This is a genomic window from Adonisia turfae CCMR0081, assembly GCF_011009555.1.
Taxonomy (GTDB): Bacteria; Cyanobacteriota; Cyanobacteriia; order Phormidesmidales; family Phormidesmidaceae; genus Leptothoe; species Leptothoe turfae.
In genome coordinates, this window is the sequence record NZ_QXHD01000004.1 from 4,268,605 (window position 1) to 4,290,211 (window position 21,607).

The following is a 21,607-nucleotide window of genomic DNA, read 5'->3' on the forward strand; positions in this document are numbered from 1 at the left end:
TGCTTCAGCCTCCGCTGCGCTTGGCGCGATAGCCTTTTTCAATTAGCAGTGCCACCAACTTAGGGGCATGCTCCCCTTGAATTTCAATGGTGTTATCCTTCACTGTTCCGCCAGAGCCGCACTGAGCTTTGAGGGTCTTAGCCAGCTTTGTCAGTGTCTCAGGGGCATGTTGAAACCCACTAATAATGGTTACTTTCTTGCCTTGACGCCCTTTACCACTCACCTGCACCCGCAGGTCTTGCTCTGTCGGGGGGCGGTCAGGCACTGCCCTGGCCATAGCCGGGTTTTGACCAAATTCTGAATACACAACCCGGTTTGTTGCCTGATCTGTCTTTTTACCCTTGTGTTTCGCCATCTAAGGTGCTCCTTTCTACCCAAACATTCAACCCAGCCAGACCTAGAGCATACAGCCTAGGCAACATGACTCTAAACTACCCTTCATAAGGGTTGAATCCAAAGGCCCAGGGCAAGCTTTCGCCCTAATGGCATACCCATAAGTTTGGCTCGGACAATCTAATCCCAGAAGGCTTCCCACGCATTACGCGGTTGATTCGACGTGTCTTGAGAAGTGCCATCAAAAGTAGGTACTTCTAGAGGTGCAGCCACTGACGTATCCGCCGATGGCAACACCTGGGAACGGTCAGGTACATTGATTGACGGCTGATTACCAAAGGCCCCCGTTGCGGGCTGAGCTGCTGGGAACGGATTGGCACTATTAGCACCTTGGCGTGCACCATTAAATGTTGAAAGTGACGCCGGGGGGGTGTAGCCAGTTGTCCCTGGCGGTGGAGACATGTTGGGAGTCGTGCGAATAAAGGACCGATCAAGGCCATTCAAACTACCAGGTACTACCCCCGTATCCACCTGTCCAAAGGAAAATGTTGGCGTGTCGACATTGCTCTGTTCTGTAGCTGCCGCAGCATCACTCGCAGGTAAAACAGGCAGACCTCTGGAATCTACCTCAGGGGTCTGAGCAGATGTGGTTGCAGCTTCCTGTTCCGCCTCTTGTCGAGCCAAGGCGTCAGCTAAGGCACTGGGAGCTAAAACAGTGGTGGGTTGATTAGCGTTAGGCTGTGATGTCAAAACAGATTCAGAAGGACGCTGTACCGGTATCGCCCCTGCCCCTTTGTCCGACTGAGTATTAGAGCCCCTGGCCCGAGTTCCAAGGAAACTGTATTCGTCAATGTAGCGAGTTAAACGCTCCACACCTGTCTCACTAGGTACGCCGCTAGCATTACCCAACGCCTCATTCAGCGATGCTGCAGCGCTGAGCTCACCACCAGACGTCAAGGCAGATACATCTGAATCTAGTTGGGCCAGCAGCAGTTCTATATTGTCCAGTTCCGCAGCTACGGCCTGTTCCTCAGGAGTCAGAGACTCTAGCAGCACATCACTAGAGGTGGAATCACCGGAACTACCTAGCCCCGTAGAACCAATTTGCCATGGTAACTGGCCTGGGTTTTGACGATACTCCCAGGCATATACACCTACAACTCCGGTCACTAGAATGCCAAGCCAAAGCCATGGATTTAAGAGGACCTGTAAGCGAGATGGGAAGTATCGAACAGATGGAGGTAATCGCATAAGTCAATGACCCCAATAACGATGGTAATCGTGTGGGCAGCTAAAAAAGCAGCAGACAATGAACTAGGAACACAGACGCTCTAAAGAGATTTAGTACCCACCTTTATGCTGGCACGTATCAAAAAATCTTGCCTTTAGAAACGTAACGATAGCTTCAGTGGCACAAGCACAAAAGTTAGCTTGTAAAAGATTAAAGGTTAGCTTGTAAAAGATTATATGTCATGGGAAAAATTCTCCGTGAATATTACAGGGTTTATTGGGTTCACTGTGGCGCTTCTATAAAGCAGGAGTATACTAGGGCAGGAATCCATTTGGATGTGCTAGCAAGCTCCCTTCGGGACGAAAAAAGTAGTTAGCTAAATTTCTCAAGCTGATTACAAAGATGGTGAGTGGCATGTATTGGCTACTTTATTTCTCTGAACTCAACTCCGGAGTAGTGTTTTGATATGGGGTCACACAGGATGTCTTAATCGACACCGAGGAAGCCTTCATCACAATTAAATTTGCTAAAACTCCAAATATTCAAAGATTCTGTTAAGTGTTCCGGCGTTCCGACGGTCTTGTCCTGATTGTTTTAAGATTAGAGCGCGCCAGGGTTAGCATCTCTTTTATCTTCAGCAAAGCCTACAGATTATTCCATTGGCGGTTTGGTAGAACATGTAATGTCTACTTCTAGAGTCCCCAAGCTCCCACCCACAGACAATGGCGAAACTAATAGCGTTCGCTATGAAGTGAATCCGGCTATTGCCCTTAATACTTTGACCGATATCTACAAGCAGGTCCAGAAGTATCAGATACAACTAAGACAGCTAGTCAATAAAATTCATCAGGTCTATGCGGAAGGGCCCGTGGTATCTGGCTGGTTGGCCTCGGAAGCCAGCTTAAATGCGGCAGTTAAATACTCACGTTCTGAGCATGCTCAAACCTGCTATGCAAGGGATCACGCTGGCCCATCCCGCTCCTTAGAGGCCATGGATGTTGCTTTGTTTCGCCATGGCGACGCGGATGATTTGATGAACTATCTGTCAGCCTTAGAAAATGCCATGCTAGAAAATGGCGCAGTGGCTAACGCAAACACATGCTTGGCTGCAGAATCTCCCTCCAGTTCATTGGCTAACGGCAACCTTAGCCAGTATTATCTATGTCGGCTGAACAGTAGCGGGCAAATTCAAACAGAACAATGCCCACCCGATCAAGTGCCGGTGTTGAGTATGGCCATTGCTCGCTATCGACGGCTCAACCAGTTGATCAAGCAGAAGCAGGCCATTGAAGCAAAATTGCAGGCCATTGTGGAGCTTTTAGGGGATATACAAATGGTATTGGCAGATTAATAATACCAATGTCGTGTAGGGGTGTTCCATGGAACACCCCTACACGACGTTTGAAAATCACCACCCCCAGGTATTAGCTTCGCCCTTAAAAGGGCCCACAATATCTGAGGTAATCCAACCGCCGTAAAAATCCCCAGCCTGGGCTTGAACTTGCTCGTTATCGACGTAGCAGGCGTCCATGGCACTTGGGTAAAAGGCCACGTAGTTAGCAATTGACTTGAATCGCTCCGTAGGGGTGGGATAGTACCAAGCCACCCGCTCCGCTATTTGTTCACCAACGGTGAGCGAGTAATAGTGGGCGCGTCCTTTCCATTCACAAAACGAGGTGCCAGATGCCCCGGTCAAATATTCCATGGCAATATCACCAGGAGGAATATAGTAGACCGGTGGGTGACTAGTTTCTAAGACTCGTTTTGTCTGATTACTTTCAGCAATTACCTGATCGTTAAAGACAATTTTAATGTGCTTGGGGCTATCCACTAATGCAGGCGGACGTGGATAGTCCCAAACAGACTCCTGGCCTGGACCAGGTGGAATACGTCGAGAAAGCATCTGTATGTAGAGTCTCCTATTCGCCTGTCCAGCGTCGAATTTCGGCTTGGGCCTGGTCGTAATTTTCAGTGCCCTCGGGGATCAGCTCCGCAGCCTCAATGGCACTAAAAAAGAGGCCTTGGTCAGCACGGGTCTGGGCAATGGCCAACATTTTGCCTGTCCAGTCGCCAATCAACCTTTGGGCATCGGCATACTCAACCGACAGCTCTTCTGGGATTTCCTGAAGCTTCAAAATGCCGTTTTGATACGTGCTTGCCTGACCTATGCGTGGAATAGATTGGGCTTCGCGAATCAGGGCGCGGGCATCCGCTCGTTTTTCCCATAGGCTAAGGCGTTCCTGAGCCTCTTGATAAATATCGGCAGGCTCACTGGGAATCAGCTTTGCTGCGTCAATGGCAGCCTGGAGTTCAGCCTCAGCAGCACGACCTTCAGCCAGGTCGAGGATAACCTGACTCCAGCGTTGGATGTCAGCCTGGGCCTCAGCATAGTTGGGATCGCCTGGACGAATTTGGCGGGCGGTTGCGATCGCACTTGCAAACCGAGATGCCTGACTTGGGCGCAGTGACCGACGTGCCTCTTCCAAAATTGCGGCTGTATCAGCACCATCGTCAGACCCATCACCTGTCGTATTGCCAGCCGCAGCTACAGTATTGGGCGCAGCCGCCGTCGGCGTCTCAGTCTCTGCCGTATCATCGGGCACATCTGCTGTATCATCGGCATCTGGGTCGTCTACCTCTGGCCCAGTATCCCCTGCCTCCGCATCGGTGGCCGCCTCTGGGTCGTCAGGGTTTTCAGCATCCGGGTCGTCAGATGTTTCGGCCTCTGGGTCCGCTGTAGCCTCCGCATCAGGAGCGTCAGCAACATCGGATCCATCAGGTACCTCAGTGCCATCAGGGATACCCACTGAAGGATCCGCATCCGGATCATCCAGCAACGCTCCGTCCGGATCATCAGCCCCCTCCGGATCCCTACCGATGCGAGCCAACAATTCCGGCGGTATGCGCTCTTGCAGCGTACCCAGCATCCGCTGCACCAACGGCTGATCACGAAATAGCACCGCCGTCAATAGCAACAGAGCCCCCAGCACACCTAAGGCACCCAGGCAGCCTCCCGTGCGGTTCTTAGCAGGTGGATCCTCTGGCAGGTTATCCACCGTTGTGCTGCCATAGATATCGCCCTCATCATCGGTGTCGGTATCCAGCGAAAACGGCTCCCGTGGTGGCTCCTCCGGTAGTTCATCTTCCAGTACAAACTCCGGTACAGGCTCTGGGATTAGATCGCCATCGTCACCGGCATCTGGATTGTCGGGAACAAGCCCCGCATCCATGGCTCCAGCATCCATGGCTGACGTTTCAGGAATCAAAGGCGGTTCTTCCGGCATGTATTCTGGTGTGTCTATTGGTGCGATCGCATCCTCTGTAAACTCATCTGTGAATTCATCTGTGAATTCATCTGTAAATTCATCGTTTGCGATCGCATTCGGAGCATCCACCATCACCGCCAACCCTGCTGCTCCAGCAACAGCCGTAGACTCCACTGACTGAGCCGCCGTTGTTTCCCGTTGATGCCAAAGCAACTGAAACTTTTGTTCTTCAGGGAGTATCACCACCGGATTTTGAATGGGCCGCCAATGATGCTCACACAGCTCAGGAATCCGTTCTACCAAATAGCGCTCCAGGTGACTGAGGGTGGCACAACCGTCGTAGCGCAGGCCCTCTAATAGTGCTGCCGTAAATAACCCATGGCGCACCGCCAATGTCTCGTGGGAAAACTCGTTGGGCTGACAGGACAAAATTAAGGGAATCCGAGCCTTTTGAGCCAACTTAGCCACCTGTTCACCAATGGCTTGACCCGCTAGCGCACTCTGACTACGGTTCATATCCAGCACCATCATGATGTTGTCAGTTGGTGCTTGTTTGAGATATTGCACCACATCCTGTAGCGCAATCCCAGTTTGTTTCACCTGGGCCGGATCACCATCCACAGGCATTAAATAGTCTTTGTTATCAGCTTGAGCCCCATAGCCACTGAAATAAAACCAAAGGGTGTCATCCTGTTGCACCCGGCCCTGGCAAATGGTCTCTAACCAATCATGAATAGCCACCCGGTCAGGGACAACCGCTTCCTGTTCCGTCGAGGTGGACAAATCACTCAGCAAAATGCAGTTTTCCGGCGCAAAACCAGCATCTTCAATTAGATATCTGCGAATACCCACCGCATCATTTTGAGCTTGCATCAGCGGCTGAAACCCCTGATACTGATTGATTCCAATAATAATTGCCCAGCAATTCGACATCAGAGACCACCAAATACAGATTGGACGTTGAAGGGAACAGAAGCTTTCAGCGCCATATATTACTGCAAGTTGAGCCGTTTGCGTTGGGATCCGGCATCAACTTATAGATCAATTACTGAGTGACTTCCTTATCCAGTCAAAATTGTGGCCTGCACAGCTTTGCTATTCTTGTTCATTCAAGCTACAAAAGTGGGAAAGTTTGACGATAGTCTTACTTAGCTGTCATATCGGAGTAAACCCTTGAGTTTTCCCGAAACCGCAATTCTGCACATGAACGCAGTTTATATTACAGTTCTACCCGGACGGCATTACTCCTAGCATTTGTTAATCTACATGTCTACGACATCCCTCTACCGACCCTATTCCAGACGGCGACGCCAGCGCACCCTAGCGCAACACCTCAGCGCCTCATGCGCCCCCCTTGGGTTAGCGGTCTTACTGGGGACCTCTGGAGCTTTGTGGCTAACCGAAGCTTTGATCATGCCTAAGGCATCCTATGCCTATACGTCTCGGTTAAATTTATTTTTGACTTTGGAAGACGGTGAACCTTACAGCAGTCTGGTAACGCGGGCCAATATGGCAGCTCGGGCAGGGGCACAGCGTAGTTTTGACCAAGATTTGCTAATCACGGAAGTGATGATTAGTGTGACTGCGGAAAATAGCGACGGTATTGCCGTGCCTATTTTGAACCTACGGGTCAGCCGTCAGGAGTGGGGGCAGCAGCCGATGACTGAATATTGGGCGACATATTTTCGGGGGGCTCAGACGTTACTTGAGTCTTCGTCAGAATCGTCGTTTTAGGGAATTTTTGAGACCAGCCTGCTAATGACTAGGGATATCCCAGGGCACGTACAAGACCAGCCTACTAATGACTAGGGATATCCCAGGGCAGGTACAAGACCAGCCCCTACAACGCCCCTAAATTTCCTCACTAGAAACTAGCCCCTGCGCACAACTTTGGTCTATTATCAATAGGTTGTCTAATTTTCCAACAGGTCCATGGCGGTTCCTAAGAAGAAACGCTCCAAGTCTAAGCGCAACATGCACCGCGCTGTTTGGAAGCGTAAAGCAGAATTACAGGCTCAGCGGGCTTTGAGCCTTGGCAAGTCGGTATTGACTAATCGGTCCAATAGTTTTGAGTATCCTCAAGATGATGAGGATGAGGACGACGACGAGTAGGGTTACGGACGTCTTTTGGATAAAAGCAGCGGGTGGGGTTCTGAGGGGCTTCACCCGTTGTTTTTTTTTGCACATTACGGCAAGCCTTGTCAGGTGATACAAACATTATTCATGCAACATAAGGCTTTGGATTATTTATTTTTGTATCCTCGCTAGCCGCTGGGCTTTTTGTTGGACGCTTGCTGGGCTTTGGCTGGAATACGGCCCTACTGATGGGAGCCGTATTTGCTCCCCATACATTGTTGGGATATCCAATTGTGAATCGGCTGGGGGGTAATGGGTAATGAAGCCATTACCGTTACCATTGGTGCCACCATTTTTACCGATATTCTGGGGCTTTTACTCCTGGCAATTTCTGTTTCTATCCATGCCGGAGAGTTCTCTCTATTTAGTCTGGTCGCTCAAATCCTTGCCCTTGCCATCTACGCTGCCACTGTTCTTTTTGGCCTGGACTGGGCGGGTAAACTTTATTTTCGGCGTACAGGAGATGAACAGGGTAATCAATTTGTTTTTGTTCTTCTAGCGGTATTCCTAGCTGCAGCTGGAGCCCAACTGGTCAATGTTGAGCGTATTGTTGGCGCTTTTCTAGCGGGTCTGGCAGTTAATGATGTTTTGGGCGAAGGGCCAGTCAAAGAGAAAGTTGAATTTGTTGGCAGTGTTTTATTTATCCCATTCTTTTTTGTTCATGTTGGTCTTTTAGTTGATTTGCCAGTTTTTATCTCATCGCTCACATCATCCCTAGGTATTACCTTCGCGATCGTGAGTGGTGTGGTCATCAGTAAGTTTCTGGGAACCTATCTGGCTAAGCTGATGTACCGGTATAGCTGGCATGAGATATTAACCATGTGGTCATTGTGCTTGCCCCATGTGGCGGCACCATTCGTTACCCATGATGAACTGAAAGCGGTCGATCGCATCAAGACCATTGCCCACGATAATGTTACCCAAACTCTGCTCCGGCTTGCAGACAACTTCGATTTGGTTATTCTGCGTTCCATGCGACGTCGGACCGCAGGGGGACTGATGGTAAGTGATGTCACGACTCAATTAATCCGAGAACTGACCTGTTCTATTGTGTTGTTTGGTGAGCCCCATATGTAACACCACACTTTTTGCCTGAACAGTTTAGAATGTAATACCACAATGGCTTTGGAACTCTAACCTAGAGTAGGCCCTGGCCCAACACACATCGTTTGATGATCGGTCTGAATACAAGCAATTAAGCCAGTACTTGTGCGATCGCACCCAGCAATTCCTGAGCCCGAATCGGTTTAGTCAAGTAGCCATCGATCCCTTGTGCTATTAACCGCTCCTGGGTTTCTGAGATCGCATGGGCCGTAACCATCAAAACAGGCACCTGTATCTGTTGTTTTTGACAGTACTTAAATATCTCTTGAGCAGCCTCTTCCCCTCCCATGATAGGCATTTCAAGATCCATTAGCACCAGGTCAAAAGAATGTTCTAAAAACTGTTTACATGCCTCTTTTCCGTTGTTAGTCAAGCTTACAATACAGCCATTTTTCTGCAACAGGTGTTCCAAAAGCTTCTGGTTAATGGGATTATCCTCTGCCACCAAAACACGAATTGAACGACGCAGCCGCAACCGCACATCCTTGAGAGGATTGTCGGGCAATACCTGAATTGCAGCAGCCTGAATAATTGGGCACGTCAAGGTAAACGAAAAAATTGAGCCCTCTCCCAACTCACTTTTCAGGTGTAGTTTCGACTTCATAAGCTCCAACAGCCGTGATGAAATCGCCAACCCTAAGCCGGTGCCGCCATGTTCTTGCCGATTATGGTTACTAGCCTGGACGAACGGTGAGAATATGTCTTGCTGCTGATCGTTGGCAATGCCAATACCCGTATCTGACACACAAATTTTGACAGTTACAACATCAGAGGCCATGTGCTGTAAACTACAGCGCAGATTAATCAACCCATAGCGAGGTGTAAATTTAACCGCATTGCTGCATAAATTCAGCAAAATTTGGGAGAGCCTATTCTTATCGATTAAAAGCCTTTCTGGAATGGACGGATCAACGTCAATTGAAAATTGCAGCTGTTTTTGAAAAATCTCATCCTGCAAAACCTCTTCGATGATTGTGCAAAGATTGCTCAATGATGTTGGGGTCGGTTTGAGGGTTAATTTGTTAGCCTCAATTTTTGAGAAATCCAGAACATCGCTGATAATAGCCTGCAAAATTTGTGCAGAGGTATTGGCCGTATCCACATACTGCTGTTGCTCTAGCGACAGTTGGGTATCGGACAGCAGGTCCAATGCCCCGATGATGCCGTGGAGCGGCGTGCGAATATCATGGCTAATCATGGCTAAAAACTGGGATTTTGCCTGATTCGCCTCCAGTGCCTGAAAATGAGCCTCTTCTAGAACACTGGTATAGTGGGTAATCTTCTCAGAAAATAACCGGGCTTCTAGCAAGTACATTACTTGCGATGCCAGTGTCTTGAGGCCATCAATTTGATGCTGGTTCAATTTTCTAGGAACAAAATCGATCACGCATAGGGAGCCGAGGTTATGGCCCCGAGGTGTAACCAGCGGAATACCTGCATAAAAGCGAATTTTTGGATTGCCCAATACTAAGGGGTTGTCCTTAACCCGCTCATCAGCCGTGGCGTCCTCAACGATGAATGGAACTTTGCCCAGAACTGTATATCCACAGAATGCTTGTTGCCTGGGCGTTTGATTAATATCAAGACCGCAAACAGATTTAAACCACTGACGATGCTTATCAACCAGGCTGATTAAGCTTACAGGGGTTTGACAAATATAGCCAGCCAGACGAGTCAGTTGATCAAAGGAGGCTTCAGAAGGGGTATCTAAAATCCTGTAATAACTTAGGTCCGCTAGGCGGTCAGCATCGTTTTTGGGAATAGGAGCGGCCGGCATATTAAAATCAGGCAGCATCTCTGAGATCTACCGCCTGTAAAGTCTAATATCAGAATTAATAATTTTATTATAGCTGGCTGAATTCCGTCATTTTTGCGATCGCATTTTTTGAAACCGCTCCTTTTCATAAGCTTCGACGCCTTACCTAGGCTTTCATAAAGATTCCAGCCAGAATTGATAAGTTTATTGCCAAAATCTGTTTTTTTCCCGGATATATCCAAATGCACGGAACTGTCAGGTCTCAGCATCAGGTTAAGGGATGATTAAACCCAATCAATGGATATGTCCAGCCATCAGTGTATCGGTGAAGAGATGGAACCATCGGATTACTGGTGGAAACACTCAAACGACGAAAACCGGCTTACTCCGATGCGGCGGCACGTCCTAAAGAAATACATCCCTAAAAAATAGTAAGGACTTAATGAAGCATTAGTAACAAGCATGAAGCCCATCTAAAAAGCTTCAGCCTTTAGCGTGATGTTCATCTTTTCTTTATCTCTGTTTGTGACAGTCAATCCCATTGTTGTATTAGAGAGCGTGACTGCTACAGACGTAACAGCTAAAAACTTTGTTGTCTAAAAACATTTCTTTTAACAGGGTGACAACGTTAACTCTCGTTTAATTCCCCTGTCAAAAACTGTTCAGCCAATGAAATCAGCTTAGGAAAGTTACCTTTAGATTAATCAATCAAGGATTAGCTGTACTCTGGGTAAAAGTTTAGGCATATTCTTGAGAGATTTAGCTTGCCAAGGAATCCCTCGATCTCCAATAACAATTAATCCAATATTTTTTTGCGTGCGTAAGCTTAACAAGAATTTGGAAAACATGTTAATGCCTGAGCTGTTGAGAAATAACACATCCCTCAGATCCAGCGTTATGGCAGCGGGTTGAGTCGCTGCTATCTTCAGCAACAGGTGCATAATCGGTGTATATTCCGCATATCCCCTGAGCACCAACTGTCCCCTGAATTTTACAGTCGCTGTGTCAGCGTTATAAGTAATGGAGTAATGATCACCGGACAGTTCTTGATTAAGCATAGTCATCATTTCAAGCAGATTACTTGGCTTTGCCCCCAGTCAGGCACAGGTATAAATGGTGTCCTGAACTAAGTGTGTCAACACCACTGGGCAGATAAATCCCGCAACCCACATTCCGCATTTTGAAGTGGCATAGTCGGCTATCAACATCAGCCTGTCTCAAATACACCCAGACAATATAAAACCCAGACAATATAAATTGTGAATACAGGCAAATCAGCCATATTAATTCAACCACATCAATAGTTTGATTGACCTACCACTGATATCCTATTTAACGTCGTAACATTTTTTCACCAAGCAGATATGGCAGCGACTACCCGGATGCTTCTCTCTCACAATTGCACACTTCCTGATGGCCAAGTATCTAGCCTTAGTCGTGACGACTTTGCCAGTGTATTCATTAGAGGGCTTCAGGTGCATACTGATATTACATGCAGCCTAATTGACAACCCCCATTGGATGGTGGAAGTTCTTTTTGATGCAGAGCAAACGTCTCCCACTGAGGTGGCCACACTCTGTGCTCAGAGTCTTAGCTCTCAACGTTTGGCGGACCCGGCAAAAAGCATTGACAGTTTCACGGTGATGTTACTAGGCGGTGTCAAAACCACACCTGCTATGGGTACTTCGCCTACATCATTGCAAACCGGTGAGTGGGGTGTGGATGTGGTAGAGACAACATCGCCTGAGCAATTTTTAGCGGGTCTCAATTGGGAAACGGTGATTGCTAGCAAGCCGTCTGAACAAATTTTCAAGGTTACCTGTGTAGTTGAATAATTCCACTATGGCAGATGATACGCTCCTACCTTTGTCGCGAAATCTGCTCAGGCTAGCTGGCTCTCAACTAACTATTCACCATCAGCGGAGAATACCGACAACGGGGGCCTTGATCATTATTAGCAACCACCGAAGTTTGCTGGATGTGCCGTTGCTGATGACGGCTGTGGGACGTCCAGTGAGGTTTGCCTGTCATCATTTTATGGGACAGACCCAGGGCATCAAGCAAGTGATAAATGCCTTGGGATGTTTTCCCTTAGCTCCTCCGGGGCAACATCCCAAGGCACTTTTCCAAAAGGCGATGCCGTTATTGCAGGCCGGTGAGGTTGTGGGTCTCTTTCCTGAAGGAGCCCGACCGATGATTCAACCCCTACTAACTCGGCAAGTGGGACCTTTCCATAGAGGATTTGCTCATCTGGCTCTACAGTCTTCTATGGAGCGTTTGGCAATTATACCGGTTGCGATCGCACCTACCAAGGAAATCATTACCCCCATTGCTCCATTTAAATTATTCCAATGGTTAGCTCCCTCTGAACCCTTATTCCATCGACCTGGATGGCACCCTGCCATTTATTATCGGCAGGTCCACGTGATTATTGGACAACCTCTATGGATAACCGCTAAACATAGAGCGAGCTATCGAAATAGTCGTTCAAATACTGAAGTTAAAAGGTTGACCCAAACTTGCCATACAGAAATTGCGACGTTGCTACAGAACAGTTCAATGTTGTCTACTGGTAAGTAAACTTACCTATCAAAACAACAACTTAGCTGTGGAATTGTAGTGTGATGTTGCACTGACTGACTAATCTCTGTAACAAGATTAATTGATTGAGTTCTATAGCTTTAACCTTAGGTTTAGGCTGATGCTGTTTTGCCAGCAATAAAAGACTTACTTAAAGCAGCTCACACCAATTATGCCTCTGTGAAAAAATAGTCTCACCCAAACTTGCAAACCCAGGTTATTCCAGAGGCTTACATATTCTGCGGAGAGATGTATAGCAAACTGCTGAATGCATATTTCCAAAAGAGAGGCTGTGCCAAGCTATATATTACAACTTACAACTGTGAACTTTCATCTCATCAGTCCCAACCTATTGGTGAAGGGATCTATATTGTGGGTGGAGCGAAAGTTCCCCTGACAGATTAAATCAAAAAGGCCTGTACAGGCTGAGGAGGTTAACATAGCTGAATCACAAGAATCTGTCTCGTCAAATCAAAGGCAGCACTCAATTGTGTTATCAATATTTTCTCTAATAAGCTAATGGGAGCACTGTTGTTGTTATTTAACCGATTTCAACACATCTCTAAGTTAAGCGCATGGTATGAGAGAAATGGTTTTGATAACTGTTTGGGTGTTGTTTTTGTTTAAATTTGCCAAATGGCTATTGCTGGTGTTACCGAGCCTTAGTCTCCACCCAGCCTTATGGGGGATTCGCCTCGAAGATAAGGTTCGCACCTAGCAGTGACAGGATTGTTCCATTTGAGCCACCATAACAAAGCTAAGCCCAGAACCCATGGGCTCCGACTCCCAGGACAACCGCAATGCTAACCATTGAAGCAACTCTTTCCATGGCCGATTCAGTTGGTTAGCCGGTAGCCTATCAAAGGTCTATTAATAGCTCTATCGAAAGTATTCATAGAAGTATCACAACAAAGACATACTTCTATGTTTTGAATAGAGATGCAACAAGTTAATGGAGATATCTAAATATCTATTTCGGTAGCCTATTATACAATTCTGTGGAGCCATCATATCAATTCCATGCATCTATTTTAAAAGTCTCTATGCGGTCCGTCAGTGAGAAATAGGTAGATGTCTTAGGTGCTTGATAAATATAGGTATTCTGAGTAACAAGTTTCTAGTGTCTACCTCTGAGTTTCTAAAAAAATCTCCGGGTTAACATCTGTTCATAAGAACAATAGACAAGCGCTCATATTCAAAAAAATATTTAGTCATTTAAACAATGTACAGTCTTGAAACCTTTACAAATGCCGATGTTTCCCATTGCGCTGTTGCTCTTCGCAACCTAGAGTACGAGTCACAGAATATGGAAGATGCTGCCAATCGCATTGTGCGTTATATTTACGACAGTTTTCTTGACTCACGCACTGGCGATCAGGAATTGGCCCTTGTTCGCTTCTTTAAAACTCACCCTTTTAGAGAACTGAATCCACAACTCCAGAGAGAAGCGCAATCAATCGCCCAAGAACGATATGTTCCTCCTTCGACAAAATGTCTGACATTAATGGCCACAGCAGGTGATGAGCCTCAATGGAATTCTCGATACAAATCTAACGGTCATCAGGCTATTCCTCTGATAGACGAAGATTTTGTACGACAGGCACCAATGGTTTTTCAACTGATCCAGCAGTTTGGATTAAAAGTCAGTACAGTAGTTGATACCAATTCTTCCTTAATTACCAAAAGTCCCCATAAAGCATTTAATGTTTTTTATGTACCAACTGCTCTAAATAGTCCCTATATTCCTGCGCAGAAAAAGTTTGTTGTCCCCTATCGGGTAAAATCAGTTCTGGGATTTGGCGGTATGTTGCCATCTAATGAGCTGTTTGCAGTTATTCTGTTTAGTAAGACTTTTGTGCCTGATCAAACTGCCAATCGGTTTAAGTTTATCTCAGCCTATATTCGTGTAGCTGTTGAATCATTCAATCGCAGCAACATTTTTGCGTCGGAAGCTCTAAAAGACTAGTCTTTAACAGGAAATTGAGCACCGTCAACAAACATTGCCTGATTTAGAGCTCATGAGTAACCATTATCAGGCAACTTATCGTTATCCTGCCCCTGCTCAATAACACAAACGCATGCTATTTAATGGCTAGGTGTTAGTTCAGTGCTACTCAGTGCCCTAGGGCTCTCTGTGCAAAAGTCGAATCACGCGGCAAGGATTACCCACAGCTACACTATTGGCCGGAATGTTTTTAGTAACAACACTACCTGCACCAATACTGCTGTTATCTCCAATAGTGACACCGGGGCAAATAATTGCTCCACCACCAAGCCACACATTATTGCCAATGGTAATAGGCGCAGCCATCTCTACACCCGTCATCCGCACTGCCGGATCAGTCGGATGATAGGCTGTATAAATCTGTACGTTCGGAGCCATTAAGACATCATTACCAATGGTCACCCAATTACAATCGAGAATAGTGCAGTTGAAATTGATGTAAAGATTTTTGCCAGCCCGAATATGGTGGCCATAGTCACAGTAAAAAGGTGGATTTATTTCAAACCCAGGTCCAAGATCACTAAAAAGTGATTGAATAATTTTCTGGCGCTCCCTCAAATTATCAGGAGGAGTCATGTTTAATACATGCAAAAGACCCTGTGTCTTATGTCGCATAGATACCAACTCTGGATCGGTCGACAGATAGGGCTCATTTGCTAACATCTTTTCCCATTCTGTTTTACCCATAATTTACGAATTAATTTAAAATCTCAGACTGCGGATGACATAAAAAGAACACATCACTAATCATTACCCACGATTCACTGCCCTAACGCAAATTTTGAATTTGATGCGTTACTAGTAATCATGATTTGTAGAAGTTAAATTTTCTTTATTTAGCGTACGCTTCCCACTCTCCTGACGCTACCCAAACCGCCCCTATAGGTGGTTTATCCATTAAATATATCCAAGCTTCACCAATAGGCTGACCAGCTAAATTAAAAACCATTGCCCGTTGACGTGTATATTCTTCCTCAATATCATCAATGCTCATATTCTGATACTCATCGGGATTATAACCTTCTAAATAGTCCAGTCTTGCCATGGCGGTTGCATCTAGGGTCAATAAATACCCTTTAACCCAACCATCTCCCATTGTCATAGTTGGGTAGCCTAGATGCGGTAAGTCGTAGAGCAGACCCTGCACCTGGGCAGGCTGAGATTGCTTTAAATAAGCGGCGCAATATTGCTGATAATAGATGCCTTCCGGCTTGAGCGTACCGTAAACAAAAACATCAATGGTTCCCATCTGGAAAATCTACCTTTAACAGCACAGTAGCCGTATACATTGAGTCTAAGGAGTGGTACTGCCTCTTCCATGAGTTCTCCAATCATTATTAAGTAACGTATGGATTGAGGAAAGAGATACTATTTCTCACGTCACTCAAACATACACCGCTACAACAGGAAACGTGCTGCCGATGGTAAATCCTTCGACAGCACGTTTCCTTCTATTCAGAGAGCGTGTGGGGCTCTATCTAGTCTTAACTGCCTTTTTAGATAGGCTATAAGTACCGCCACGACCACGATACCAGTCACCATCACGGGCACCTGCCGACAGGATATTCGAAACGCGGCTACGTGCCTTTAAGTACTGAGGCTTTGGCATATCCTCTTCAAAAATACTCAACATCACATCAGTAATCTTAAAGCTATCCTTAGGCTTAGTCTTTAAGACATCAGTCACAACATCAGGCAACCGTTGCTGGCGATACTTCTCAAGTACATACCGTTGCCACCGCGCTGATCGACCATCTGCCTTTTTGGTTGGAGCAGATTTTTTCACAGTGCTTGTTTGCCGTGCTTTGGTGGGCTTTGGTTCATCAGCGGCAATCTTTGATTTTGTCACCCTGGCGAGCTTCGCAGCCACAGTCTCTTCAGCAGCTTCGGCTTTAGTAGATGCAATGGCTTCTTTAATAACAGGAGCTACCACGGCAGCAAGTTGACCGTTATCGGCTGATGAGTCAAACATTGCAATGACTGTCTGTAAGCCTTTACGTTGCTCCTGAATTTCAGCAAGTTGTTGCATTAATGCAGCTTCTTGCGAAGACAAAAGGGACTCAGCTTCTACAAGCTGAGGAAGCACAGTTACTGACATGTTACGTTTCCTCTATGGGGTCTAAAGTTCAAAGATGAAGTCAATTGACGTCTTAATGTGTGACTTTGGAGAGTAATCAAGCATACCGCAATCTCAGCACTTCAAAACACTAATCACCAAAATACTGACAGATTAAAGTTTTCCCTGATCTCTCTTTTTCTCTACAAACAGTTGAATCTCGAAGGCGAATAAATTTCAATGCTTTTTTAACCACAGATTGCTTTTCGTAAGTAGGTTAGGGCTTCTATCCTATTTCTTATTCTCTACAGCCATTTGACTTTTGGCAATATTTTAGATGCTAAACCTATATAAAATGTGTAGCTTCCTCCAACGACAATAGATCAAAATCAGTGAGATCGAGGCCAGTAAAAACCTCATAATCCGCTTCAGTGAGCAGCTTTTCCCATAATTTTCTTTGATCGACAATTGATTGACAAATGAGAAGTAGTTCATGCGAACTAATTGGCTAGATAAATCCTCGAAAGGGTGATACTTACTTTTTAGTTGCTATCCTAGCGTTTCTTCAAATCTCTGAGATTCTTCAATAATCTAATTCACCGAGATGGTGTGCTTATGAAAGCCTCTGCAGATGGTTGCTTGACGGCATATTTAGGTCAAAGGTAAGAATAGCTTCATCAAAGTTTCTGATGGGCTTTAATGTTTCTCATTTAAGAGCGCAAACCTGGTAATAGCAGCCCCTTAATAAGCAATCTGTTCAAATATGCTTGAGTAACCATAGATAGATATAGACACTCAAGCCATCTACGTGGGCTTTTTAGCAAAATGTGAGTTAAGTGTCTATGGTCTCTCAAAAATCACCTCAAACTCTGCCACTCCCAACGTTGCGCCAATCTCCCTATGGCCTGGTATCGTCATATTCGAGTCCCCTGGTGAGTGATGCGTTTGATTGCTTTGAAATCTCCAAGAATTTAGATGCCTGATCAGGTGTCTTCTAGGTGAACTTGGGATCACTAGTTGCTGTTCACTTAAATGATTTTCTAAAGACCGGAGACTCTAATTGCAGGTAGTTCGATAACCAATACACGCACAGATAAAATGGCCCCGTATCCAATAGGGCTGCTACCAGTTTAAATACATAGCCATAACCAATAAACAGCAGTAGCTGAGTCCAAAGATCCTGGGTCGGATCAATTGGCAAGACACCAGCAAAAAAATGAGTAATCAGCACCACCGCCGCCGTATCCACCAACTGACTGATCAATGTGGAGCCATTGTTTCGTAACCACAAATATTTTCCCTGGGTTAACTCTTTCCAAAAATGAAACAGCTGCACATCCACAAACTGAGCCGTTAGGTATGCGATCATTGAGGCTGTTACTGTGCCAAAGGTAAGATTCCGAATCTCGAAGAAAATGGGAAGACGTTCAGCTGCATCCTTTACCAATTCCCCTGTGGTGGGATCAACTGCTTCAAACCCTGGTAAAACCCCCCCCAGCCAAACAATAAATACAACCCATAGGTTAAGCAACAGTCCCACCCAAACTACCTGATTGGCCCGATTACGACCATATAATTCAGAAATTAGATCAGTACATAAAAATGTAAGCGGATAGGGTAGTGCTCCTACGGCCACAGTAATGGCAAAATCATTCCAAGTGAAAATGTTGACAAACCGGCTAATTCCAAGAATATTCAGCATTCCCAAGGTGCCAAGGAATAAGCCTGATAAGACTAGAAAGACTACAGCACGCCGCTCCTGAATGTAGTCGGGTACTAAATTAGAAGTAACTTTAGAGATCGGATCGTTGATGCTGACTGACATGGATAGATAGATAGGAAACGAGGCCAAAGCTAAGTAACAGGAATAAAGGCTAACCAGCCGAGCAATTAATGTAGATTTTGGGTGTAAGGCATTCTTATGTTTAGAAGGTATCGTGCATGTAAATCCAGAAGATTATGACTTGAAAGATAATCTGAATCTTGACTTGACTCTCATCCTAAACCCTTCTCTCTAGGAGATGAGTACCCTCAACCATTTATCCCATCTATAGAATTAATCCAATCTTGCCTAGATTCAACGAAGGTTCCCATTGCGCATACCTTAAAACAGAATTGCGGCGGTGAACGCATTGGCATCATCCACTCCCGTCATATACGTATCTACTTGAAACGTATCTACTTAAAATTTGCCGGATGGAATCATGATTTGGATCGGCAACAACCTCCATTTATATAGCTGATAAGCCAATTTTTAGCCTTTAGCTCACCGATACGTATCATTTCTGATAACGCCTACATTCAGCGACTACTTGCCAAACCACTCAAAACTTTTTTGCTCGATGCAGTCCCAATTCCATCCAGATGGGCACCAGACGACTAGAATTGATTATGCAATTCTGCAAGGTTGCCGAAAGTGGGCATCCGCAGATGTATCTAACTGAAAACATTTATTAGGAAGGGGAAACCAAACGTGGAGTCTCGATACAATCCAGCAGACATCGAGAAAAAATGGCAGCAGCATTGGGTAGAACAGGGGCTAGACAAGACACCTGCGAACCCAGGGCAGAAAAAATTCTATGCCCTATCCATGTTCCCCTATCCTTCTGGCAACCTGCACATGGGGCATGTGCGTAACTACACGATTACGGATGTCATTGCTCGTGTACGTCGCATGCAGGGCTATAACGTGCTTCATCCCATGGGTTGGGATGCGTTTGGTCTACCCGCAGAAAACGCGGCTATTGACCGTGGCATTCCTCCGGCCAAATGGACGTATCAGAATATTGGCCAAATGCGAGAGCAGCTTAAAGAGTTGGGTCTTTCCTATGACTGGGAACGGGAAGTGGCTACTTGCTCGCCAGACTATTACCGCTGGACCCAGTGGATCTTCTTGCAGTTTTACGAAGCGGGCTTGGCTTACCAAAAGGAAGCCGCTGTTAACTGGGACCCCATCGACCAGACTGTATTGGCCAATGAACAGGTTGATAGTGAAGGCCGCTCCTGGCGCTCGGGTGCAAAGGTGGAGCGTAAGTTGTTGCGTCAGTGGTTCCTCAAAATTACGGACTACGCTGACCAGTTGTTGAGCGATCTCGATCAGCTTGATGGCTGGCCCGAACGAGTCAAGCTTATGCAGGCCAACTGGATTGGTAAGTCCACTGGAGCCCACGTGGTATTTACCACTGAGGACGGTGACGATATCAAAATTTACACCACTCGCCCAGATACGCTTTGGGGTGCATCCTTTATGGTGCTGTCTCCGGAGCATCCGCTGGTGGAAAAACTCACTACAGTTGACCAGACAGATGCCATTAAGGCCTACCAAGATACGGCAGCAGGCATGAGTGAGATGGATCGCACTGCTGAAAACCGTGAGAAAACTGGCGTGTGGACTGGAAGCTATGCCATCAATCCAGTTAACCACCAGAAAATTCCCATTTGGATTGCTGACTATGTGTTGATGGATTATGGTACTGGTGCAATTATGGCAGTGCCTGCCCATGACCAGCGAGACTTTGAGTTTGCTCGTAAGTTTGATTTACCGATCCATGTGGTGGTGCAACCCGAGGGAGAAGCCTTAGAGTCGAACTCCATGGAGGAAGCCTATTCCCACGATGGCGTGATGGTTAACTCGGGTCCTCTGGACGGGATTCCTGCGGGTAAAGGGGAAGGCCAGAGTGTTCCTGCCGCAATTAAGTGGTTAGAGGATAACAATAAGGGGGAAGGCACAGCCAACTATCGTCTGCGAGACTGGTTGATTTCTCGCCAGCGCTATTGGGGTGTGCCCATCCCCATGATCTACTGCGATAGTTGCGGCACGGTGCCCGTACCTGCCGATCAGCTCCCCGTGGTCTTGCCTGAGGATGTGGAATTTAGTGCTCGCGGTGGTTCACCGTTAGCTAAGATGACCGACTGGATTAATTGCCAGTGCCCCAGCTGTGGCGCAGATGCCAAGCGAGAAACGGACACGATGGATACGTTTATCGATTCGTCCTGGTATTTCTTGCGCTATGCCGATGCCAAGAATGAAGAGTTGCCCTTTGCAAAAAACAAGGCGAATGACTGGCTCGCAGTAGATCAATATGTGGGCGGTATTGAGCATGCCATTTTGCACCTGTTGTATTCCCGGTTCTTTACCAAGGTGTTGCGCGATCGCAACCTCGTCTCCATTGACGAACCCTTCCAGCGACTGTTGACCCAGGGTATGGTGCAGGCCATCACCTACAAAAACCCCACCACTGGTAAGTACATCGCCCCTGGCGACATCGCCGATCTAAACGAGCCCAAAGATCCTGAAACCGACGACCCACTGCAGGTGTTCTACGAAAAAATGTCCAAGTCGAAGTATAACGGCGTGGAACCCCGTGTGGTGCTCGGCAAGTATGGGGCCGACACCGCCCGCATGTTTATCCTCTTTAAAGCACCACCTGAGAAAGATTTGGAATGGGATGATGCCGATGTGGAAGGTCAGTTCCGTTTTTTGAATCGAGTATGGCTGTTGGTAAACGGCTTTGCAGAGACCCATGGCAGCAAAAGACGGATTACCAATGTGGATCAAAGCAGTCTCAACAAGGCTGACAAAGACTTGCGGCGGGCTATTCATACGGCTATTAAGGAAGTCTCAGAAGATGTTGAGGAAGGCTACCAGTTCAACACAGCCGTGTCTGAGCTGATGAAGCTGAGCAACGCTCTCAAAGATGCCAAACAACAAGACAGTGATGTCTATGCTGAGGGTGTGCAAACCTTAGTACTTCTTTTGGCCCCCTTTGCGCCCCACATTGCCGAAGAGCTGTGGCAAAAGTTGGGCTTTAGCGAGTCGGTTCACCGCCAAAGCTGGCCTACCTTTGAGGAAAGTGCCTTGGTAGCCGATGAGATTACCCTAGTGATCCAAATTAAGGGTAAAACCCGAGGCACCATTGCCGTTCCTGCCAGTGCTAGCAAGGATGAGCTAGAGCAGTATGCCCGCGCATCGGACATTGCCCAAAAACATCTTGCAGGCAAGGAGATTAAAAAGGTAATTGTGGTGCCAGGTAAATTGGTGAACTTCGTGGCTGTTTAAGCCCTTGCAGTTAAACGGTTTCATCGAGGGATGTTACAAGGAATAGCTGAAAGTAGCTGTGATTAGGTGAATGTAACCATC

General features: G+C 46.5%; 18 protein-coding genes and 1 pseudogene. 9 read left to right on the plus strand and 10 right to left on the minus strand.

What is annotated here, in order from left to right:
* Window positions 1-4: 4 nt before the first annotated feature.
* Both DXZ20_RS22440 and DXZ20_RS22445 read right to left on the minus strand, forming a co-directional pair.
* The gene (locus DXZ20_RS22440) at window positions 5-355 is read right to left on the minus strand and encodes a translation initiation factor (protein ID WP_163700852.1); all 351 of its coding nucleotides are present in this window, start codon (window positions 353-355) and stop codon (window positions 5-7) included.
* A gap of 158 nt (window positions 356-513) precedes the next feature.
* Window positions 514-1,584, minus strand: a complete 1,071-nt coding sequence (locus tag DXZ20_RS22445; RefSeq protein ID WP_163700855.1) for a hypothetical protein — start codon at window positions 1,582-1,584, stop codon at window positions 514-516.
* A gap of 662 nt (window positions 1,585-2,246) precedes the next feature.
* Here DXZ20_RS22445 and DXZ20_RS22450 point away from each other — a divergent pair.
* Window positions 2,247-2,915 (plus strand): hypothetical protein, encoded by a 669-nt coding sequence (locus DXZ20_RS22450; RefSeq protein ID WP_163700858.1) that lies wholly within the window; start codon window positions 2,247-2,249, stop codon window positions 2,913-2,915.
* A gap of 57 nt (window positions 2,916-2,972) precedes the next feature.
* Here the strand turns inward: DXZ20_RS22450 and DXZ20_RS22455 are convergent, their stop codons facing one another.
* Both DXZ20_RS22455 and DXZ20_RS22460 read right to left on the minus strand, forming a co-directional pair.
* A complete protein-coding gene (locus DXZ20_RS22455) occupies window positions 2,973-3,467 on the minus strand; it encodes a DUF427 domain-containing protein (RefSeq protein ID WP_163670939.1) in 495 nt (164 codons plus the stop codon).
* A 16-nt stretch (window positions 3,468-3,483) separates the two neighbouring features.
* Window positions 3,484-5,763, minus strand: coding sequence for a caspase family protein (locus DXZ20_RS22460; RefSeq protein WP_163700861.1), 2,280 nt, complete (start codon window positions 5,761-5,763; stop codon window positions 3,484-3,486).
* A gap of 333 nt (window positions 5,764-6,096) precedes the next feature.
* Here DXZ20_RS22460 and DXZ20_RS22465 point away from each other — a divergent pair, with 333 nt between their 5' ends.
* The 3 genes and pseudogenes from DXZ20_RS22465 to DXZ20_RS22475 all read left to right on the plus strand — a co-directional run.
* Entirely contained in the window at window positions 6,097-6,564 is a 468-nt protein-coding gene (locus DXZ20_RS22465) for a hypothetical protein (RefSeq protein ID WP_250565201.1), read from the plus strand.
* Between the two features lie 198 nt (window positions 6,565-6,762).
* Window positions 6,763-6,942, plus strand: a complete 180-nt coding sequence (gene rpmF, locus DXZ20_RS22470; RefSeq protein WP_006519493.1) for a 50S ribosomal protein L32 — start codon at window positions 6,763-6,765, stop codon at window positions 6,940-6,942.
* A gap of 122 nt (window positions 6,943-7,064) precedes the next feature.
* Window positions 7,065-7,818, plus strand: a pseudogene (locus tag DXZ20_RS22475) (cation:proton antiporter); the annotation flags it as partial.
* Between the two features lie 343 nt (window positions 7,819-8,161).
* Here the strand turns inward: DXZ20_RS22475 and DXZ20_RS22480 are convergent.
* Both DXZ20_RS22480 and DXZ20_RS22485 read right to left on the minus strand, forming a co-directional pair.
* On the minus strand, window positions 8,162-9,847 hold the full coding sequence (locus tag DXZ20_RS22480) for a GAF domain-containing hybrid sensor histidine kinase/response regulator (protein ID WP_163670945.1): 1,686 nt from the start codon (window positions 9,845-9,847) through the stop codon (window positions 8,162-8,164).
* Window positions 9,848-10,530: 683 nt separating this feature from the next.
* The gene (locus tag DXZ20_RS22485) at window positions 10,531-10,884 is read right to left on the minus strand and encodes a slr1659 superfamily regulator (RefSeq protein ID WP_163670947.1); all 354 of its coding nucleotides are present in this window, start codon (window positions 10,882-10,884) and stop codon (window positions 10,531-10,533) included.
* Window positions 10,885-11,190: 306 nt separating this feature from the next.
* Here DXZ20_RS22485 and DXZ20_RS22490 point away from each other — a divergent pair, with 306 nt between their 5' ends.
* The 3 genes from DXZ20_RS22490 (at window position 11,191) to DXZ20_RS22500 (ending at window position 14,372) form a co-directional block, all read left to right on the plus strand.
* Window positions 11,191-11,661: a DUF2656 family protein gene (locus DXZ20_RS22490; RefSeq protein WP_163700863.1), complete on the plus strand. Its 471-nt coding sequence runs from the start codon at window positions 11,191-11,193 to the stop codon at window positions 11,659-11,661.
* A gap of 7 nt (window positions 11,662-11,668) precedes the next feature.
* A complete protein-coding gene (locus DXZ20_RS22495) occupies window positions 11,669-12,406 on the plus strand; it encodes a lysophospholipid acyltransferase family protein (protein ID WP_163700866.1) in 738 nt (245 codons plus the stop codon).
* 1,222 nt (window positions 12,407-13,628) lie between these two features.
* A complete protein-coding gene (locus DXZ20_RS22500; protein WP_163700870.1) occupies window positions 13,629-14,372 on the plus strand; it encodes a hypothetical protein in 744 nt (247 codons plus the stop codon).
* A 156-nt stretch (window positions 14,373-14,528) separates the two neighbouring features.
* On the opposite strand, the gene DXZ20_RS22505 is transcribed toward DXZ20_RS22500, so the two are convergent.
* The 3 genes from DXZ20_RS22505 to DXZ20_RS22515 all read right to left on the minus strand — a co-directional run bounded on the left by DXZ20_RS22505 (window position 14,529) and on the right by DXZ20_RS22515 (window position 16,509).
* Window positions 14,529-15,098: a sugar O-acetyltransferase gene (locus DXZ20_RS22505; protein WP_163700873.1), complete on the minus strand. Its 570-nt coding sequence runs from the start codon at window positions 15,096-15,098 to the stop codon at window positions 14,529-14,531.
* A gap of 145 nt (window positions 15,099-15,243) precedes the next feature.
* On the minus strand, window positions 15,244-15,660 hold the full coding sequence (locus DXZ20_RS22510; protein ID WP_163670958.1) for a gamma-glutamylcyclotransferase family protein: 417 nt from the start codon (window positions 15,658-15,660) through the stop codon (window positions 15,244-15,246).
* Between the two features lie 225 nt (window positions 15,661-15,885).
* A complete protein-coding gene (locus DXZ20_RS22515; protein WP_163670960.1) occupies window positions 15,886-16,509 on the minus strand; it encodes a hypothetical protein in 624 nt (207 codons plus the stop codon).
* An 800-nt stretch (window positions 16,510-17,309) separates the two neighbouring features.
* Here DXZ20_RS22515 and DXZ20_RS22520 point away from each other — a divergent pair.
* Entirely contained in the window at window positions 17,310-17,450 is a 141-nt protein-coding gene (locus tag DXZ20_RS22520) for a hypothetical protein (RefSeq protein ID WP_163700876.1), read from the plus strand.
* 41 nt (window positions 17,451-17,491) lie between these two features.
* Here the strand turns inward: DXZ20_RS22520 and DXZ20_RS22525 are convergent, their stop codons facing one another.
* Window positions 17,492-18,292, minus strand: a complete 801-nt coding sequence (locus DXZ20_RS22525; protein ID WP_163670962.1) for a queuosine precursor transporter — start codon at window positions 18,290-18,292, stop codon at window positions 17,492-17,494.
* 648 nt (window positions 18,293-18,940) lie between these two features.
* Between DXZ20_RS22525 and leuS the strand changes: the two genes are divergently transcribed.
* A complete protein-coding gene (leuS, locus tag DXZ20_RS22530; protein ID WP_163670964.1) occupies window positions 18,941-21,526 on the plus strand; it encodes a leucine--tRNA ligase in 2,586 nt (861 codons plus the stop codon).
* Window positions 21,527-21,607 lie beyond the last annotated feature (81 nt).

What these genes read in the sequence shown, in the direction of transcription:
- DXZ20_RS22440 (WP_163700852.1), bottom strand. Translation starts at nt 355, where the DNA reads ATGGCGAAACACAAGGGTAAAAAGACAGATCAGGCAACAAACCGGGTT.
- DXZ20_RS22445 (WP_163700855.1), bottom strand. Translation starts at nt 1,584, where the DNA reads ATGCGATTACCTCCATCTGTTCGATACTTCCCATCTCGCTTACAGGTC.
- DXZ20_RS22450 (WP_163700858.1), top strand. Translation starts at nt 2,247, where the DNA reads ATGTCTACTTCTAGAGTCCCCAAGCTCCCACCCACAGACAATGGCGAA.
- DXZ20_RS22455 (WP_163670939.1), bottom strand. Translation starts at nt 3,467, where the DNA reads ATGCTTTCTCGACGTATTCCACCTGGTCCAGGCCAGGAGTCTGTTTGG.
- DXZ20_RS22460 (WP_163700861.1), bottom strand. Translation starts at nt 5,763, where the DNA reads ATGTCGAATTGCTGGGCAATTATTATTGGAATCAATCAGTATCAGGGG.
- DXZ20_RS22465 (WP_250565201.1), top strand. Translation starts at nt 6,097, where the DNA reads ATGTCTACGACATCCCTCTACCGACCCTATTCCAGACGGCGACGCCAG.
- rpmF (WP_006519493.1), top strand. Translation starts at nt 6,763, where the DNA reads ATGGCGGTTCCTAAGAAGAAACGCTCCAAGTCTAAGCGCAACATGCAC.
- DXZ20_RS22480 (WP_163670945.1), bottom strand. Translation starts at nt 9,847, where the DNA reads ATGCCGGCCGCTCCTATTCCCAAAAACGATGCTGACCGCCTAGCGGAC.
- DXZ20_RS22485 (WP_163670947.1), bottom strand. Translation starts at nt 10,884, where the DNA reads ATGCTTAATCAAGAACTGTCCGGTGATCATTACTCCATTACTTATAAC.
- DXZ20_RS22490 (WP_163700863.1), top strand. Translation starts at nt 11,191, where the DNA reads ATGGCAGCGACTACCCGGATGCTTCTCTCTCACAATTGCACACTTCCT.
- DXZ20_RS22495 (WP_163700866.1), top strand. Translation starts at nt 11,669, where the DNA reads ATGGCAGATGATACGCTCCTACCTTTGTCGCGAAATCTGCTCAGGCTA.
- DXZ20_RS22500 (WP_163700870.1), top strand. Translation starts at nt 13,629, where the DNA reads ATGTACAGTCTTGAAACCTTTACAAATGCCGATGTTTCCCATTGCGCT.
- DXZ20_RS22505 (WP_163700873.1), bottom strand. Translation starts at nt 15,098, where the DNA reads ATGGGTAAAACAGAATGGGAAAAGATGTTAGCAAATGAGCCCTATCTG.
- DXZ20_RS22510 (WP_163670958.1), bottom strand. Translation starts at nt 15,660, where the DNA reads ATGGGAACCATTGATGTTTTTGTTTACGGTACGCTCAAGCCGGAAGGC.
- DXZ20_RS22515 (WP_163670960.1), bottom strand. Translation starts at nt 16,509, where the DNA reads ATGTCAGTAACTGTGCTTCCTCAGCTTGTAGAAGCTGAGTCCCTTTTG.
- DXZ20_RS22520 (WP_163700876.1), top strand. Translation starts at nt 17,310, where the DNA reads ATGGTCTCTCAAAAATCACCTCAAACTCTGCCACTCCCAACGTTGCGC.
- DXZ20_RS22525 (WP_163670962.1), bottom strand. Translation starts at nt 18,292, where the DNA reads ATGTCAGTCAGCATCAACGATCCGATCTCTAAAGTTACTTCTAATTTA.